The sequence below is a fragment of the Deltaproteobacteria bacterium genome (assembly GCA_017302835.1).
In the GTDB taxonomy this organism is placed as follows: Bacteria; Bdellovibrionota; Bdellovibrionia; order Bdellovibrionales; family Bdellovibrionaceae; genus UBA2316.
The window spans coordinates 21283-38465 of record JAFLCC010000010.1 but is presented as its reverse complement, the minus strand read 5'-3'; the positions used below and the strand labels follow the sequence as shown (position 1 = coordinate 38465).

Sequence of the window (17183 nt, the reverse complement as noted above, 5' to 3'; positions counted from 1 at the left end):
GCTGGAAATGACGCGAAAAACTCTTCACCCAAAAGGTGATTTTGATAAAAACCAAAGACTATTAGAAATCATTAACTTAGAAAATATTTTGCTGGGTTATCTGCGGTTTCAGAAGACAACTTTGGAACAGGCGGGTAAACTCTAACACGATAGCCGATATCGAGCGCCGAGCTGAAAAGAATTTTACCCAGGGGGAGTCATATACATCCACATGCACACCCACTTCATAGGCACTGAGTTCGCCAAGACCGTATTGCAGATAACTTGCCCACTGGTACCACTGGCTCGGCAATAGAGGCCATTGGATCCTGCGCTCGTCATTGCTTGTGCGCCACTGCAATGGACCACTATATCTTCGCCTGGTATTCCGGAACATGAATAAGAGGCCTCTGCGTTTGTTATCGTTTGATTGCCAATTTCACAAATTCCCATGCCATCGACCCTCGTCCCGCTGCCAACTTGAATTTGGCCTGTTTTGAAGTCCCCATAAACATGGAGCTTTGCTGAAGGTGTGCTCGTCCCTATACCAACGTATTCAGATGAAAAGTCACCATAGATCAACGGAGTCGGCGTATTCGTATTCGCGATGTAAAGCTTGTCGGACCCTGTCTCGTTTTCACCAGCATGACTTCCAATGAAGACATTTCTGTCCCCAGTTAGGTTGTTATATCCTGCATTGGCACCTATGAAAACATTGTTGTCTCCTGAAGTCTTTTCGTAGCCAGCAACATCTCCAACATACACATTGTAGGCTCCTCCCTGATTGGCATTGCCCGCAGCATGGCCGATGCCAACATTTCTAATTCCAGTTGTCACCCCATTCAATGCTCGATCACCCACGGCCGTATTATGGTCCCCAGAAATATTATTATAAAGTGAGTTTGTACCAAAGGCTGCATTGTATGTTCCAGAAGTTGTGAATTTCATTGAGCCAGCACCAATCGCTGAATTATAAGTACCAGAGGACAAGGCGTTTAAAGCTTTATCACCGATCGCTGTGTTGGCTTCTGAATTCGTTGTCGAAGCCAAAGCCAGATATCCGACGGCTGTGTTATTGTTCCCATCCTGTATCAGCAAACCGGCATTGAAGCCAAACAATGAGTTTCGTATACCAATCGTTGTCGCGGTTCCTGCTCCGACGCCAAGGGTGGTGTTGAAGGACGGACCTGCACCGGTCAATCCTATGAGGGAAGATCCACCCCCGGCGGAAGAAAGGCATTTGCCGCCTCCAGCATCTGTGCAGATATCACCCGAGGCATGAATTTGCCCCACCACATCCAGGCGTTGAGTCGGAGTGGTTGTGCCAATTCCTACATTCCCATTAGAAAGAATCGTCATCTTAGTAGTATTATTAGTTTTCAAGTTCAAATCAAATGCATCGTTGGTACCGATGTTCCCCGCGACACCAAAGCTGTTGCCGCCGTTGATAAAGGTTCCAGCAGCGCCAGTGATCGGTAAATCCGTCGAAGCCAGTGCACGAAATGTCGGAGCTGCAGGGCCGCCAGAGGCAGGTCCTGCGAAAACAGTATTAGCTGTCTGATTGGCAAGAGTAGCAGTGATGCTGCCATTAGCAGTCAGTGGTGAATTAGTAACACTGAACATCCCAGGAAGCGTCAACCCCACACTGGAAAGGCCACTGCTGGTACCGAATGTTTTCACAGCACCATCGTAATACTTCATAACATTTGATCCCGAATCATACCAGATCTGCCCAGCAGCAAGTCCGCTGGAAGGATTTCCCGCAACCACTGGAAGTGCTGCACTGCCGTTTGTGGTAGTCTGAACATAATTCGCTGCCGGAGTCGCAAGCAGAGTATTTAGATTTGTTAATTGAGTAGGGTTCAGAGCCGGAGCCGCGACAGGATTTCCACTAACATCCACCGCGCGCAAAATATGACTCACTTCAAATTTATCTACTTTCTGTGCTTCAAGCGCGTACATAGCTTGCGGGACATAATTTAAATTCATAAGTGGCATCGCCTCATAGGCGGCCATCGTTTCATCTTTAAAATACACTACTAGTTTACGCCCATCAGAAGAGTTAGGTGCGTAAGTAGTGCCCGATGCACAACGAGTAGTATCCAAGGTCATCGTTTCACGATTAGCAAAAATACGGTCTACTTGGTAAGTTGCCGCATCTAATCTTGTCCCTGTGCCATCATTTAGAGTAAGGGCAAAAACTCCGGAAGAGCCTGCCATATTTAAAGTTTGAACTTCTTCATAAAGCAAACAGTTTTCAGAACCGGGAGAGCGCACTTGCAAACGGAATTGAACTGATGAGCCTTCAAGTGGATTTCCATCAGGTTTAAAAATGCGTCCTTGGTAAGACACGCCAGGGTTGTTAGCAAAACTAGTTGTCGCTAAAAAAAAAGTAAATAAAATGAAAAGGACTTTCATTGACCTGATCATTGATATTCTTCTCCAGAGGTGATGCGTCCATTAACGTGTAAGTAAACTTTGTAGCCATTCTGAGTGGCAGCGAGTTGTTTATTAATTAATAACCCGGCAGATTGTTTGATTTTAAATCCATTCGCCGCGGTAGCAACGTAATTGCTTGAACCAGAAACATTTTCAAGCGAAGTGACTTTGCTAAATGGAACTAGAGGGACACCCGAACTGCCGTCAAGCGGTGTGATGGAGGCATGCATAAAGCAGCCCATCAATGCAAATTGAAGCAGTAAAAAAACAAATAACCGTAAAAATTTCATACTTATGTTAAAGATCGGTCGAACTTGCCAGAGCTTTAGCTAAAAATTCCATTTGTCTCATATTTTGACGAAATTATTAACACCTACCAAAATTGAGATTTTTTTAGAGAAATTATCTCAATGTTGGAATTTACAAATAATTCCCTGGCCTTTTAAATAAGTTTAGATAAATGTTCATAGCCATGGGTTCTAGGCGAAGGTCTGTTTTCCAGAAGAATAATAGATCTAAATATTACAAATTCGATTTTTGCTTATATCTTACATTTCAAATTCATATGACGAACGAATTGTTTTAAACATGTTTTTTGCCCCATTATTTTTTTGATGTTATCTTCAATAGGTCCAACTGATTAAACATAAAACATCCTTAAGGAGGAGAAATGAATTTAACCCTAAAGAAAAGCCTTTATAGTGCTTCAATTCTAACAATTTCAGCTTTTTTCGTGATTTCTTGTAGTAAGAAATCGGAATCAACTGCTACTGCGGTAGATAACTCAAACCTAATCGTCAACACTTATAGCAGCATAAATTCACAGGTTGCCAAAATTTCTGGTGTTGTAGATGCTGATCTTACAACCGCTAGTGTTTCCGAACAAAATATCGGCATAATGGCAGCGCCAAATTTTGATACTTACTGGGCAACGACAGCTTTATTTCAAAATATTTTAACTAATTCTGGCATGATTACAGCAAAACAATATATGGGTTATCACTTAAAAGCTTCGGCTACTCGAGCTGATGGTTCATATATAAATGTATTTGGTCGCATGAAAAATGCATTAGCCATTTTCTGTGCTGTTGGGCACGCGTCGACAACGGTAGGAATTCCACTTGATTCTAGTGGTTATCCAGTAAATGGAAATCATAATATTACTTTTTCCGCCTCATTAAAAACAACGATGCAAACTACTTGCGGTATCAGTCCAAATAATATTCCAGATAATACTGTTATGGTATTAACAGTCGCAGATGCAGCTGGAAGCTATGTTAAAAAATTTACTTTTAGCACATTTAATCAGTCCTATTTTGTAAAAATGACCTCCGACGAAATTAATATTGTATCGGCTGAATCGCAAAGCAGCGGAGCTGTTTCAAGAACAGTTCTATCTTGGAATAAATTGACCAATGTTATGCGGGTAGAATATGTTTCAGCGCAAGGAACAGCAAGTGCATCTCAGGCTGGCGTTTATGTCTATCGTCTTTATTTTGATGAGACAAATGATATTGGATTGGTTCTTTCTGCCGAGGGAAGTGCCGCTCAATCCACCTATGAATCCACTCGGTATATTTTAGCTGGTAAGCCTAATACAGGCGATGCTTTTTCATTATCTTTGATTCTTGATTATGGCTCTGGTAATCAATTAAATGGTGGAGCTGTGACTGAAGCTTGCGTGAGTTCAGCAACTGGAAATATCTTAACTGATGGTTCAAGATGCACAGAATCTTCCACTAGATTAGCAGGTTCAAGTATCAGCGGTGTTGCAACTCTTTTATCCGATTTTTACGCTTTAAGAACAAGTACAGCTTGGGGTACGGCAACCCAAGACACAGTATTAACATGGACAAATACGACTAACATGTTAACAACCGCAATAACTGCAAATTAATTATTCAACGTTTACAGAGTCGATTATCACCTTCTTAAATTTTTCTGCAAATGATGATTTCATCATTTGCAGAGGTCCTCAAAAAAGAGCTTCCTTCAAATCCATCAGAGCTTCTTTCTAAGATTAAGCGGAAATACAATTTGGGAAACTAAAAATATAATTGCGAATCAACCAGCTGAGTAAAAACATGCTGGGATTGGAAACGGAAGAAATCCTTAAAAGGATTTCTTGTCCCTTATGGTTAATGGGCGTCATCATTAAACCTACCTATTGCGATTATATTTCTTGTCCTGCCCTAAATCTTTTCGGGAATCGTCCAAATAAAATTTCCACGAGCATCATAAATTCTGCAATGCTGCGAACAAAAAATGACTGCCCTTGGATTAATAATAACTGGACATATTTTAAGACCTCACTCTTCCCTACAAAACTAAAAATGTGATCAATTTCAATCAAGCTGATTTTGTGAAAAGGAATTTTAGAAGATCAAAGAGAAAACCTAAAAAAGTCAGTTAAAAAATTAAACCTTAGTTTTCAGTTTTTTCTGTTTTCTCTTCTTTTTTACTTGCCTGCTCTTTTCTTCTCGATTCTCGTTCTTTTTTTGAAGCTTCAACAATCTTGGCAGTCGCTGGGTCTACTTGTTTATCAATCTCTTTCATTAGCTCAGCAACTCGGTTTAAACTTGAAACCCAATCAGTGAAAACAATTTGATTGGTATTGGCATTTACTGAAATTTCACCATCTTTAGAAGTTAAAATGCGAAGTTCTCGGTTGATACTATCGGCTGGTAGATTTTTAACATTATAAATCCAAGTATACATTCTTTCTGGCTTCAGTGAAGGTCGCTCCGTGCTGACCTCAATTAAATCTCTTTGAATATTTCTGGCAGACTTGATCACCATAGTATCGCCTTGCTTGCTGATCGCATAACCATTTACTGCCAAAGCGGAAGATAATTGATTGAAGGCTTCTTCGATGGAAACAGGTTCCTGTAAAAAAATTGAAATCTTGCCACGAACTGAAGGATCAACAACAAATTTTTGACCTGAAGCCTTAGAGTAGGATTCAATCACTTTGGTCAGTTCTTCATTGTTATAATACATTTTTATTTTATTTTCTGCCTGAGCCAAGCTTATTGTGAAAACAGCTAAAATCAAATTTAAAAACTTCATTGAAACTCCTTGGTTATTTTTGCCTGCTCAGGTAATCATAACATCGTTTGGCTCATCGGGCAAACGTGAAACCCATGCAGTTTTTAAGCAATTCCCAAATTTCATAATCCGAGCTTATTTTTGATAGCCGCTAATTCTTTTTCTTGTTGGTCAAGGCGCGCCTTAAGTTCAGCGTTTTCTTGTTTGATCGTTGCATTTTCTTGCTTGATCGCTGCGTTCTGTGCCTCAAGTTTATCAGTCTTAGAATTTACTGAAGCAATCTCTCGGGACTTAATTTCATCTGACGCCCTAAATTCCGCATAGAACGCTTTTATAGCGCCCGTAATCCAAGGCACAAGCCCAGTATAATTTACTTGCTTAAAGCCATCCTCGCCAGTTCTAACGAATTCTGGAGCCACTTTCTCAAGCTCTTGAGCGATGTAACCCGTGTGACGTCCGTTATCGACACTGCGCCAATCATAAGTCACAGTTCTTAGTTGCAAAATGTTCTCTAAAGAAGCGGCATCTGAAAATGATTCGATGTTCTTTTTGAGCCTTTCATCTGACGAGCAAGCAAAGCCCGTTGAAGCTGGAGTGACGGTGCAAGTTGTCGCACCACCATCAGCAAAAGTAGCTATCGTGGCACCTGAAGAACCAAGAACATGAAGCATTGTGGAAGGGCCTGTAGCTCCTATGCCAAACTTAGGGAACGAGTGGCCTGGGGGGTCTTGTTTTGAGTTCTGACTTGGAAATTTAAAATATATTTGATCAGGGCCGTGGCCACTGGTTCCTGAGGGGGTTGGAACGACCCAATCTTTCGAAGTCCTGCTTTCCGATTCTTCTATGGGGATTGTATTGAGAAACAACCTCCGCAAGTCACAGGACCATTGGGTCGTTGTCTGTGCGCTGGAAATGAGTTCTCTATGGGACGAGTGAACTTGTCTACCGATTTTTGTCGAAGCCGCATTTTTCTCTCTGAAATTTCCTTGATTTGAGAGAATCTTGAACGGGCAACATAATTTTGAACATAGGAATTCCTTTTCCAAATTTGGAATCAGTTGATGACCATCAGAATTTTTTTCTTTGTTGCTTAATCTATGAACTGTCCCTCCGAAATCCTGGAATTTTGGGAATGTCCTGATATTTTTGCATTGTGCCGATCTTGCAGAGCGCGCAAAGATCGGAGTCCGTTTTATGTTTGAGCTTTAAGTCTTCGATGATCACGGCAAGTTTTTCTGAATCTAGCACTTCTTTTTTGGGGTCCATGACAGCGATCAGGCCTCTGGCTTTTTCAATATTCTTCTTTCTCGATTTGTTGGCCATGAATCCATAAAACCTGATTCTGACAAAGCCCCTGGGAACCACGTGCATCAGGTATCTGCGACAGAAATCTGTGCAGGCAAGACTTGTCTCTTTGATCAAGACCTCTTTGTCTTTGTAGTCCTTATAGGTGAAATACACTCGGTCGTTTTCAATTTTTAAGATGCGGTGATTGGAAAATGCAATTCTATGGGTATAGTTGCCAAGGTACTCAAGAACATGAATTGGCGCAAGAAACGGCTTTGCCGCATAGACCACCCAATCATGTTTGAATGATGAATCGATCAGATCCTCAATAGCCATCGGATATTTTATCAAACTCGCAGGCAACTTGAGTTTGCTTTTCCTCAGGTGTTTTCGAAGTTTTTTAACATAGATTGCCCGATAAATCTCCGTGATACCTTTGACCGGGAAGATATAGTTTTCTTTAGAGTCGACCCAAACTTCAGAGGTCTTCATTTTGGCATCGGCTTTTTTTATTCCACCAGCTGTGATCAGCATATGGGTATGAACATGATAAGAAATATTGCTCCCCCAGGTGTGCAGAAGGCTTATGATGCCAGGGGTGGCTTGGTACTTGTTGATAAAATGTGTTTTGACCGCTTCTTGGGAGGCTTGAAAAACCAAATTGTAAAGGATCTCCCGATTGTACATCATGAGCTCGTTGAACACGTGCGGCACAGTAAATACAACGTGGTAGTAGGCAACTGGCAACAGCTCCCTGACCCTCTCTTCGACCCAAAGTTCTTTGGCGGAGTATTGACATTTTGGACAATTGCGATTGCGGCAAGAATTGTAAGCCTGCTCTTCATGGCCACAGGCCTCGTTGTCGCAGCGATAAATGTGCCCACCCATCTCTTGAGTCCGACATTTGATGATGGCATCGATGACTCTATTATTGTGGGATGACTGTGGGGGCAGCAGAGGCCGGCACGACCGAAAGATATCGGCAACTTCGTACTTGGGTTTGGTGCTCATGCCAGCAACTTATCAAAAGGACTTTTAATTTGGACGATGCTTTGTCTGCTGACGTGGAGGTAAATACAGGTCGTTGAAATTGCCTGATGCCCCATGACGATTTGTAGCTTACGAAGATCAGTGCCATCTTCGAGTGAATGGGTCGCAAAACTGTGCCTTAGGCTGTGGCAGCCGCCCAGTTTACGAATTTTACACTTTTTTTTGCCATACGAAATAGCGAGCTCAGGTAATCCACACGGACCAGTTTATTTTTGCCAAGACCCGGAAAGACCCAAACAGAATCGGGCTTATGCTGTTGCCAGTACTGGCGAAGTAAATTCAAAAGTGTCTCTGATAAAGGAACTAGTCTTTGTCGGTTTCCCTTGCCATGCCTGATCATGATCACACCTTCCTTGGCATTGAGGTCAGTGACTTTGAGGTGAACCAGTTCGTTGATCCTCATTCCAGTGCCATACAAAGTTGCCAGCATGGCCTTGTGCTTGATGTTGGTTGTGACGTCCAACACTTTTTTAATCTCTTCGCGGCTAAAAACGATGGGCAGTTTTTTGTGTTCTTTCAGTCGAGGGATCTGTCCCACGTCAAAGTTAGCTTTGCAAACATGGCGATAAAAAAATCTGACAGAGGCCAGTTGCATATTGATATACCGGTGGGACTGACCTTGGTTCTTCAGCTTCTCACTGAATTTTTTGACGGCTGCAAGTGTGACGTCGCTGGGCTTAATGCCCTTGAAGTTGCGCATGAAGATTTTTAAGTTATCACAGTATAGTGAAATTGTGTCATCGCTGAGGCCTCTGATCTTCATCTCGCGTTCAATTTGTTCTTTATAAAATGGGTGCATTGGATCTCCTTCTGTTTAAAAAAAAGAGATGGAAGTCTCAAAACAAGCCACCAGCAAGCAATTGCGGATAATGTCACAAAATATTGTTCACACTTTCTCTGAATTCCTGGGGCTTTTTGACAAAAGTACCGCCAGGCAAGCCATGACGCTGTGAATATGCTTGACTACCCCACTGGGCACCAAAACTGTGAACAACAAATGATCAAAAACGATCGGCTTTTTCTCTGCGATAACAGATCTTCATTAGCGTCAAAACCCGTTGGGTAAAATTAATTATCAAAATTAAAAATTCTCGCTTAACCATGATTAATTGAATTGCGCGAATCACTGAATAACCTGCCCAGTAGGAATCTCGCGCCTAGTCGTTGCGAGCACAGCGAGTTTAGTTCAGAATGCTTAGAGAATGTTCCTATGAGCCAGGCGAGCTTCCCCTGTATTGTAAGATTTGTTTTTGGAGAAACTGATTCTAGAAAGAAAAGGGTCGGTTTGCCGCGTGATTCTACGGTATGCAGCCTACGACCTGAGCAACAGTCTGGATCCACTGGGTTCCTGTTGATACTAATTCAAGATAACCTTTGTCGAATAAACCAGGGGTCGTCACACAGTCGGCTGTCGCCGAATTGATTATCATTGTGGATGATGAATAACTCTTTATTGCGATTTTGAATCCTGCGCCTGCGGCGGCCGGAGTCGGAATGTTGATTAAAGCTGTTGAGCCGGTGACGACAAATAATGTTCCGGAATCAGATGTCGTGATTGTAAAGTTTGCGGATTTCTCTGAGATTGTTACGGAATTGGAGCTTGCGGGCCATGTGGTTCGACAGTCAGCGCCGATGCAGAGACCGGTCGCCTTGACATTTCCTGAGACCTCTAATTTTTCGCTTGGATTTGTTGTTCCGATACCTACGTTGCCACCTATAAATTGAGCAGCGTAGTTGTTAGTCGCGCCGGATTGCGCATTCACTGACAATCCATAAGAGTTTGTTGCTGTAGACACGGCCCCTGAACTGATTAGCAATCCATGGGTGTTCGTCACAGTCGCATTGGTGCCTTTAACCGGAGCTCCAGTAATACCTAAAGTCGCAGCATCGGTCACGGTTGAAGCGCCTACAAAACCCAAAGTCGGAGGTTGAACTTTTACTGCACGTTGCATCGGCAAGGCTCCTGTTGCCCATTGAACAGTGCGAGCTAAGTTAATGTCTAAATCAGGTATCTCTGTAGAAAGAGTTTGATTCCAATTTGCAGCACCAGTCACTCTCGCAGCTGTTAAAGTGCCTGTGGCTGCTGCGGTTGGTGAAACATGTAACCTTGCAGAGGGATTTGTCGTTCCTACACCGACGTTGCCGTTTCCGTGAACTGTTAATCTCGTAGTATTGCTTGTAGCCAATGAAATCGTACCAACCGTCCCTATTCCAGCACTGCCAGTTTTTAGAATGATCGAACCTGAACTTGTGGTAGAGCCTGAGTTTGGCGTGGACAATTGGATTCCTCCGGAAGCTCCCGAAAAACTATCCGAGAAATTAGCGCCTGAAGTCACATTGACCCAGCCCCCTTCAACAGTCCCTCCATCGGCAGAACCAGCAGTTATAAATATTGAGCCACCGTCTCCGTCAGAATTATTAGCGCCGACCACGTCTATTCTACCCGCAACACCAGTTGAAACATCAGGTGATTTTATATTGAAGGTGGCCGCACCTGAACCCTGAATTGTATTCGAATTTACTATATTATTGGCTCCTAAATTAATGTTGCCTGTCATGGGAATAGTGCCATCAGCCTTAAAATCACCGATGCCACCAGCACTGATGAGGTCCACATACGCACCGTTATTTTCGCTGACTTTAAATTTGTTCGCCGTACTGTCAAAATAAATCCGGCCTTGATCCAGGGCCGCTACAGCTGGGGCTGCTATTTCTCGGAACGTCTGCGCACCAGCCACGTCCAAAATAGTGCCTGGAGATGTTGTTCCAATACCAACATTGCCAGAGGTATCGATGCGCATTTTTTCTGAGAAAACTTGGGAACCAATTGATGTCATATATAAATCAGAATAATCTGAAAATCCAAATCGAATTGGATTGGCATTTGCGGATCCAAAAAATGGGCCTGATCCGACTTTCTTGATAATTCCCAATTGTCCAGGAAAAGAGCCATCGTCACCGAATGTCCATGCAACATTATCACCGCGAAATTTGGTCGCACCGTTAACTTCTAGCTTGGCCCCTGGGGCTGCAGTCCCTATACCGACGTTCCCACCCATAAAGCTTGCCGCATACCCAGAACCAGCCTGAGTCACTGCTAGCGCAGTCGAAACAGAGTTTGAATTATTCACTAAAGGCCCAGTCATCGTACCACCAGCCAAGGGTAATTTCGTCGCATCTGTCGCAGTGATGTTTGTTAAATTGGATCCATCAATCACTGGTAATTTATTGCTGGCAGCTACTTGAATTATTTTTCCCGTTGTTACCCCAACATCCACATTGATTGTTCCTGTTGTTGTGATCGGCCCACCAGTAAGCCCGGTGCCGGTGGCTACCGAAGTCACACCTCCGCCACTAGTGCCAAAAGTTTTCACAGCACCATCGTAATACTTCATCACATTTGATCCCGAATCATACCAGATTTGCCCAGCAGCAAGACCGCTGGATGGATTTCCGGCAACCACGGGAAGAGCCACACTGCCATTACTGGTTGTCTGCACATAATTCGCTGCCGGAGTCGCAAGCAGAGTATTTAGATTTGTTAATTGAGTTGGATTCAGCGCCGGCGCTGTCGCCGGATTACCACTGCCATCAACTGCGCGCAGAATATTGCTAACCTCAAATTTATCTACTTTCTGTGCTTCAAGCGCGTACATAGCTTGAGGTACATAATTTAAATTCATAAGTGGCATCGCTTCATAGGCGGCCATGGTTTCATCTTTAAAATACACTACCAGTTTACGTCCATCAGAAGAGTTAGGTGTGTAAGTGGTGCCTGCGGCACAGCGAGTGGTATCCAAAGTCATCGTTTCGCGATTAGCAAAAATTCGGTCTACTTGGTAAGTTGCCGTATCTAATCTTGTGCCAGTGCCATCATTTAGAGTGAGTGCAAAAACGCCAGAAGAGCCAGCCATATTTAAAGTTTGAACTTCCTCATACAGCAAACAGTTTTCTGAACCGGGCGAGCGCACTTGCAAGCGAAATTGAACTGATGAGCCTTCAAGTGGATTTCCATCAGGTTTAAAAATGCGTCCTTGGTAAGACACGCCAGGGTTGTTAGCAAAACTGGTCATCAATGAAAATTGAAGCAGTAAAAAAACAAATAACCGTAAACTTTTCATACTAATGTTATAGATCGGCGGAACTTGCCAGAGCTTTAGCTAAGAATTACATTTGTCTCATATTTTGACGAAATTATTAACACATTCCAAAATTGAGATTTATGGTGGATAGTCCGTATCTTTGTTATCAAAAATATTCGGATGGAATTCGCAAGCAAGAGTCAGTTGGTAAAAAAGCCGTGAAAAACAGGGAGGGCCGAGTTGTGTCTTTTTTCGTCGTATTTATACTTTTGGCGTATTGAGAAACATTAAGGTCAATGTTATGAAATCCAATATTGAACAAATGCTTTTCAAGGACTCTTACGGCTTCACTCATAAAACCTTGCCCTTCATATTCACCAAGTCTCCAATTGTTTTGAAAATTATTTTACTATTAAATTTACTAAAGCCTGAATGGTGACAAACTGCACGACTTGATCCTGGTAAATAAAAGGACTGAATTTTCCAAAGGCTTGGGTTTGGCTCGTTACAAAGTTGTGATCTCCGTGGGTAGTAAACAGCGATATTGGGTTCGCTAACTGCCCAAGCGCCGAATAAATTTGTTTCACATAGCAGTTAGGATCTTCATTAGATATGACAATGCTCATTTTTAAATCGGGTCGTTTCAAAATTGAACCATAGGTAGACGCAAATGTGGATTCTTTCGAGCAATTGGGCGTTAGTAAAATGTGATTCATTGCCAAATTTAGCGATAGCCCTAGGGATTTAGTTGAAAAGCTTTTGCTTATTAAGACGGTGCTTGAGGAACCAATTCGAAAATAGCGCTGAGATTCACTTACAACTTTATAAATATCTCGAGCGGCTCGTTGAAGTTCTAAATTTGGATCAAGTAAAGTATCCTCACTCCAATTAAAACGAACAACGATAAAGCCTCGATGAGACAGCTGGCGAGACAGTTCAGAAAATAATCTTTCTTCCATCAAGTATTTTTTAGCAGGTGCTATGATGACTAGCCCTTTTAATTGCGTTGTTGGTTTGGCGACCAGTATTTTAGGTTGGGCCCATAACGTTATCGGCATTAATGCGATCAAAGACAAAATTACAAAGGCATTAGACATTTTTAACCCCTAGGCTTAGTTTGTTTTAACTGAAGATGATATACTTGATGTGGCGAGCAATGTATGTTGTTAAAATAGAACTATCGTGTTATCAAAATATCAACGATGATAAAATATCCAATTGATCCTGAGTACTGCTTAATATTAAACGCTTTTAGCCATAGTGGCTCGTTAAGGGGCGCGGCTGCGCTACTGGGAATGGACCCGCCCTCATTAGTAAGAAAGGTACGTCGACTTGTTTCTGAAACGAACTTTTTACATAAAGCCAACAATAGATGGATTTTAAGTGAGTCAGGACAAAAGATAGCTCAGTGGACCGAAGGCATTATCAATGAACAAAAACATTTAAAAGAAGATAAAGTTCGTATTCGTATTGGCGCTTTTACCTGGCTAGCAGAAGAAATGCTGATCCCTCAGTTTCAGCTGTTATCAAAAAAATCAAACCAAGAATACTCGTGGTCATTTCATATTATTGCCAAGAATCTGGAACAAGAACTGATTCAAAGTCGAGTGGATTTTATTGTGACCGGTCATGCTCCCAATAATCCATCGGTAGCCCATAAGAAATCGAGCACTTATCCTTGGATCGCAATCTGTCCTAGAGATTGGAAAAGGAAATTTGAATTTGTCCCAGAAAAAGAGATGGCTACCTTTTTAAAAGAATTACCCTACATTAGACATGCTGAAGTGAATCCAGAACAACATTTGGATTTTAGGCCTGAACAAACATTTAATTGTACCCTTGACGGAGTCATAGGGGTCAGATCGGCAGTCGCCTCGGGGTACGGATGGAGTATCGTTCCCGCCATGTCGGTTCAAGCATTAATTCGTGAGAAGAAGGTGATCAAACTCGATATTCGAGTGAAAATAAAGGACGAGTTTTCCTTATGGTGGCTAAGAGAAAGAAAAGATCTCCGTGAAAACGCAAAAACTATTTTCGATTGGCTGAGTAGCTTTAAAATAACTTAAAGCTTTAAAAAAGCTATTGGTCAATATCGTAATAAAACTTATAAAGTCTGGCACCCTAGCTCTGATTCAAAATGAGTTTTGAATCAGAGCATTTACAAGACCAGAGCTCAATCTGATCTGTAGTACTCGTTTCTTAATATTTTACGAATTCAGGTTTAAAAGAAAAATCTGCTTTTCTGTTAATCTTCGTATATTTAAAATCCAGATCTGCCTTCGCATTCTGAATCGAAGCAAAATCTATAACTATACCTGCTGCCGTGTTTAAATGCAGATCAGGGATCTTTTCCATAGAAAGAATGGAATTGAAAAAGTGACAAAGCAATCTATAAGCATATATTGAACTAGAATCTTGAGCATTTATAATCTCTTCAGCGCGGCGGTTTAGACCTTTATTAGTAGAAAGTCCAAATTCTTTGATATAAAAAGCATAAAAGACATCTGGATTTTTGAGAAGATCTTTGACTATCGCATTTTTAACTTGGTAGTTCACTTGTGAAAAAGTTTTATACAGTAGAGGGCGTAGATCCACATCTTCTTTTTTTATTCTTACGGGTTCTTGCTCCCACGAATCTGTAAGTGGAGTTAATTTGCCATTTCCAGGATTTGAACTAGTTCCATTTACTAATGTTCGTGAAGCCCTTTCTGGGGAAATTGGTGTTGGTGTAGCTTCAAATGCAGCTAAATTGTTTCCCAATAATTGACGACGAGTTTGTTTTAAAGCCTCAATATACTTCTTATAGGCTTCATTTTGTTTTTCCCAAAGTCTCTTATCGCTGTCCTTATCACCAGGGGTTTTATAATATCTTGAATTTGCTTCCTTATATTCTCTAAAAAGATTTTTGACCCCTGGATTTTCAAGTGCACTCATGTAAAGTCGGTCAAGTTCATCCCAACTTCTATCTTGAGTCCCTAGCCATTTATCCAATTCACGATAATAGTCTGTTTTAATACCGGGAATTACAGCTGAACCATCTTGTTGAAGATGCGACAAAGAGGAAATACTACCGGGTGAGTTTTTTCTCACATTGTCTTTGTTAAAAGCCAAAAAATCACCTTCTATAAGAGCCCAAAAAATATTGCCAATTACAAAGTCTGAAACTTGATCGTTTCCAGAACCTCTTGCGCTAGAGATATGTTTCATCAAAACAGACTTACCCAATCCTCGCTGAAAAATTCTGCTGTTATCTGCCTCTTCTAAAGTTAGCGGGTTGAATAACCTAAGCGAAGTTTTCTGAGAGAAGGGAACCTTGCTGATGTCTATAGAGCCGTAGTAAATCGGACTCAGGTGCGAAAACTTCATTTCCTCATTTCCTAGAAAATTCTTCACAAAATTCGAACTCGAGCCACTCATTATACTTAAACACGAGTTTTCACCAAAACTTACCAACGTCAATAATACTACTGAAAAAAAAATCATACTCTTTGAGTTTAATGTTGAATAGTTCTTCATCGATTTCTCCCTTTTGTTTTAGATAGAGCAAAAATAGCGCCATAAGAGGTAATTATGCTCATGTACAGGAGTTCCCTGTAAGAGGTAACCCTATGAAAATACTTAAAATATTGGCCTGATTTTTTGGTCTAAAAATCACTTTTTTGAGGATTTAGAAACCCCATTTATTATAGAAGAAGGTCACCTTTCATGTCATTTTTTATGACACTTTAGCTCCAAGAAGTCCTTCCAAGTGCGGAAACTCAGATCGGGAATTTCCGAACCTGACCGAGCCGATTCCGCAGCAAAATAAGAGACTTAATTCTCGCGATAAAGTAATCCAAAAAGTCACAAGATGTGACATGTTTTGCTTTACTTCCTATTGCAATTCTAATTTTTATGCTTTAAATGAGCTAAGTGAAAAACAAATCTAATTAAGGAGATTTTTATGAAAAGCAGTACATTTATGTTTATACTGATGGTTTATATACTGATAGCAAACCGAACTCTTGCGCAATCAAGAGTATCAGTTAATCAACTATCAAATGTTGTTGTTGCTGAAGAAGTTTCATTGGTACTTCTTTCACCTGCCTATTCTCAACTTACTGGAAAGTTGAATGCCATTACTTCGCAGTCTAACAACGTTTTGCGAATTTCTGGTTTTAATCTTGTCGATCTTGGACTAAAGAAAATTGTGAGCTTTCAATTAGTAATGAGACAAAGGAATAATTCGAGGTCAAATTGGAGCTTGGCGGGATCAATTGTTGCTTACATTGCAAAAAGTTCTACGGGTGAGATTCAAGTTGAAGGTATTTTTTACAAACCAGAGGGTTCCACCCCTGGCGGAGCTTCTGTTGGTAATTAACAGTGAAAGTCTATTTGCTACAAACTACTGGCGAGTTTTTCAAGGTTGCATTTGACAATTTTAAGAAAGAAAATCGATTATCAAATATTGAACGATTTTCTAAGAAAACTAAATTAGGATTGTCTTCCCTAAAGATGATCCTAAGCGGGAAGCGACGCCCTACGGTTTCGCAAGTTCTTTCTTTGGCGCGTTTTTTTGGGCTTTCGAATGCCGAAAGTAATTATTTAGTGAATTTAGCCTTAAAGGAAAATGCAAAAGATAAATGGGAAATTGCCTTTTATGATAGAAATCTAAGTATTTCAAAAAAAGACATTAAACTCACTGTGGTGCAATTAAATAACAATGAATTGTTGGCAACACCTAAGGTTTTGCCATTACTAATTTATTTCTTAGAGTTTAATGATCATATAAATTATGAATTGTTGCAAAATCAACTTGATTTATCTAGAAGCCAAATTGACAGTTTTTTTTCTATGTTTTTGAAAGAAAATTTGATTACTGAAATTAGGGACAATACGTATCATATCAATTTAAATCAGTTCAGCAGCATAATCAGTCAAAAAAATTATCAAAAAAAATTGCTTCAAGATATCGTTGCAAAGGTCGATAAGGAATATGAGAATCCAAAATCTATTTTTTTAAATTATGTTCTTTGCTTGGATGAAACGGCAATGCAAGGGCTTAGAATTGACATTAAGGAATTGCTGGAAAAATATATGTCAAATTCAATAAACATTAAAAAAAAGAAATATATTACCCAGGCCTGCATTCAGATTTTCCCTGTGATAGTAAATTAAGAGGCATGACTTTAGTAGTCATGCCTTACTTGTTCCAAATTGACTGAGGCAAATACTTCGCCATTAAAGTATGTTATTTCAGTGGAGCAGGATCTGGCTCACAAGCTTGACAATCATTCTGATAGCGATGAGTAATGATAA

Annotated in this window: 14 protein-coding genes; 4 read left to right on the top strand and 10 right to left on the bottom strand. The window is 40.9% G+C overall.

What is annotated here, in order from left to right; translation table 11 throughout:
• Positions 1-183: 183 nt before the first annotated feature.
• Positions 184-2397 carry a hypothetical protein gene (locus J0M15_11835; GenBank protein MBN8537735.1) on the bottom strand — a complete coding sequence of 738 codons (2214 nt, stop codon included), beginning with the start codon at positions 2395-2397 and terminating at the stop codon, positions 184-186.
• Positions 2398-2405: 8 nt separating this feature from the next.
• Positions 2406-2708: a hypothetical protein gene (locus J0M15_11830; GenBank protein ID MBN8537734.1), complete on the bottom strand. Its 303-nt coding sequence runs from the start codon at positions 2706-2708 to the stop codon at positions 2406-2408.
• Between the two features lie 380 nt (positions 2709-3088).
• On the opposite strand from J0M15_11830, the gene J0M15_11825 reads away from it, so the two are divergent.
• Positions 3089-4315 (top strand): hypothetical protein, encoded by a 1227-nt coding sequence (locus J0M15_11825; protein ID MBN8537733.1) that lies wholly within the window; start codon positions 3089-3091, stop codon positions 4313-4315.
• A gap of 527 nt (positions 4316-4842) precedes the next feature.
• On the opposite strand, the gene J0M15_11820 is transcribed toward J0M15_11825, so the two are convergent.
• The 7 genes from J0M15_11820 to J0M15_11790 form a co-directional block, all read right to left on the bottom strand.
• Positions 4843-5487: a general secretion pathway protein GspD gene (locus J0M15_11820; protein MBN8537732.1), complete on the bottom strand. Its 645-nt coding sequence runs from the start codon at positions 5485-5487 to the stop codon at positions 4843-4845.
• A 101-nt stretch (positions 5488-5588) separates the two neighbouring features.
• Positions 5589-6332 carry a tail fiber domain-containing protein gene (locus J0M15_11815; GenBank protein ID MBN8537731.1) on the bottom strand — a complete coding sequence of 248 codons (744 nt, stop codon included), beginning with the start codon at positions 6330-6332 and terminating at the stop codon, positions 5589-5591.
• Between the two features lie 229 nt (positions 6333-6561).
• Positions 6562-7764, bottom strand: a complete 1203-nt coding sequence (locus tag J0M15_11810; protein MBN8537730.1) for an IS91 family transposase — start codon at positions 7762-7764, stop codon at positions 6562-6564.
• Positions 7761-7979 carry a tyrosine-type recombinase/integrase gene (locus J0M15_11805; protein MBN8537729.1) on the bottom strand — a complete coding sequence of 73 codons (219 nt, stop codon included), beginning with the start codon at positions 7977-7979 and terminating at the stop codon, positions 7761-7763. Before J0M15_11805 ends, J0M15_11810 begins: the two co-directional genes overlap by 4 nt.
• A complete protein-coding gene (locus J0M15_11800) occupies positions 7922-8602 on the bottom strand; it encodes a tyrosine-type recombinase/integrase (GenBank protein MBN8537728.1) in 681 nt (226 codons plus the stop codon). Before J0M15_11800 ends, J0M15_11805 begins: the two co-directional genes overlap by 58 nt.
• A 499-nt stretch (positions 8603-9101) precedes the next feature.
• Positions 9102-11924, bottom strand: a complete 2823-nt coding sequence (locus tag J0M15_11795) for a hypothetical protein (GenBank protein ID MBN8537727.1) — start codon at positions 11922-11924, stop codon at positions 9102-9104.
• Between the two features lie 362 nt (positions 11925-12286).
• The gene (locus J0M15_11790; GenBank protein MBN8537726.1) at positions 12287-12982 is read right to left on the bottom strand and encodes a hypothetical protein; all 696 of its coding nucleotides are present in this window, start codon (positions 12980-12982) and stop codon (positions 12287-12289) included.
• A gap of 105 nt (positions 12983-13087) precedes the next feature.
• Between J0M15_11790 and J0M15_11785 the strand changes: the two genes are divergently transcribed.
• Positions 13088-13951 (top strand): LysR family transcriptional regulator, encoded by an 864-nt coding sequence (locus tag J0M15_11785; GenBank protein MBN8537725.1) that lies wholly within the window; start codon positions 13088-13090, stop codon positions 13949-13951.
• A 133-nt stretch (positions 13952-14084) separates the two neighbouring features.
• Here J0M15_11785 and J0M15_11780 read toward each other — a convergent pair whose 3' ends face one another.
• The gene (locus J0M15_11780; GenBank protein MBN8537724.1) at positions 14085-15251 is read right to left on the bottom strand and encodes a hypothetical protein; all 1167 of its coding nucleotides are present in this window, start codon (positions 15249-15251) and stop codon (positions 14085-14087) included.
• Between the two features lie 577 nt (positions 15252-15828).
• Between J0M15_11780 and J0M15_11775 the strand changes: the two genes are divergently transcribed.
• On the top strand, positions 15829-16245 hold the full coding sequence (locus J0M15_11775) for a hypothetical protein (GenBank protein ID MBN8537723.1): 417 nt from the start codon (positions 15829-15831) through the stop codon (positions 16243-16245).
• A 2-nt stretch (positions 16246-16247) separates the two neighbouring features.
• Entirely contained in the window at positions 16248-17042 is a 795-nt protein-coding gene (locus J0M15_11770) for a hypothetical protein (protein ID MBN8537722.1), read from the top strand.
• Positions 17043-17183 lie beyond the last annotated feature (141 nt).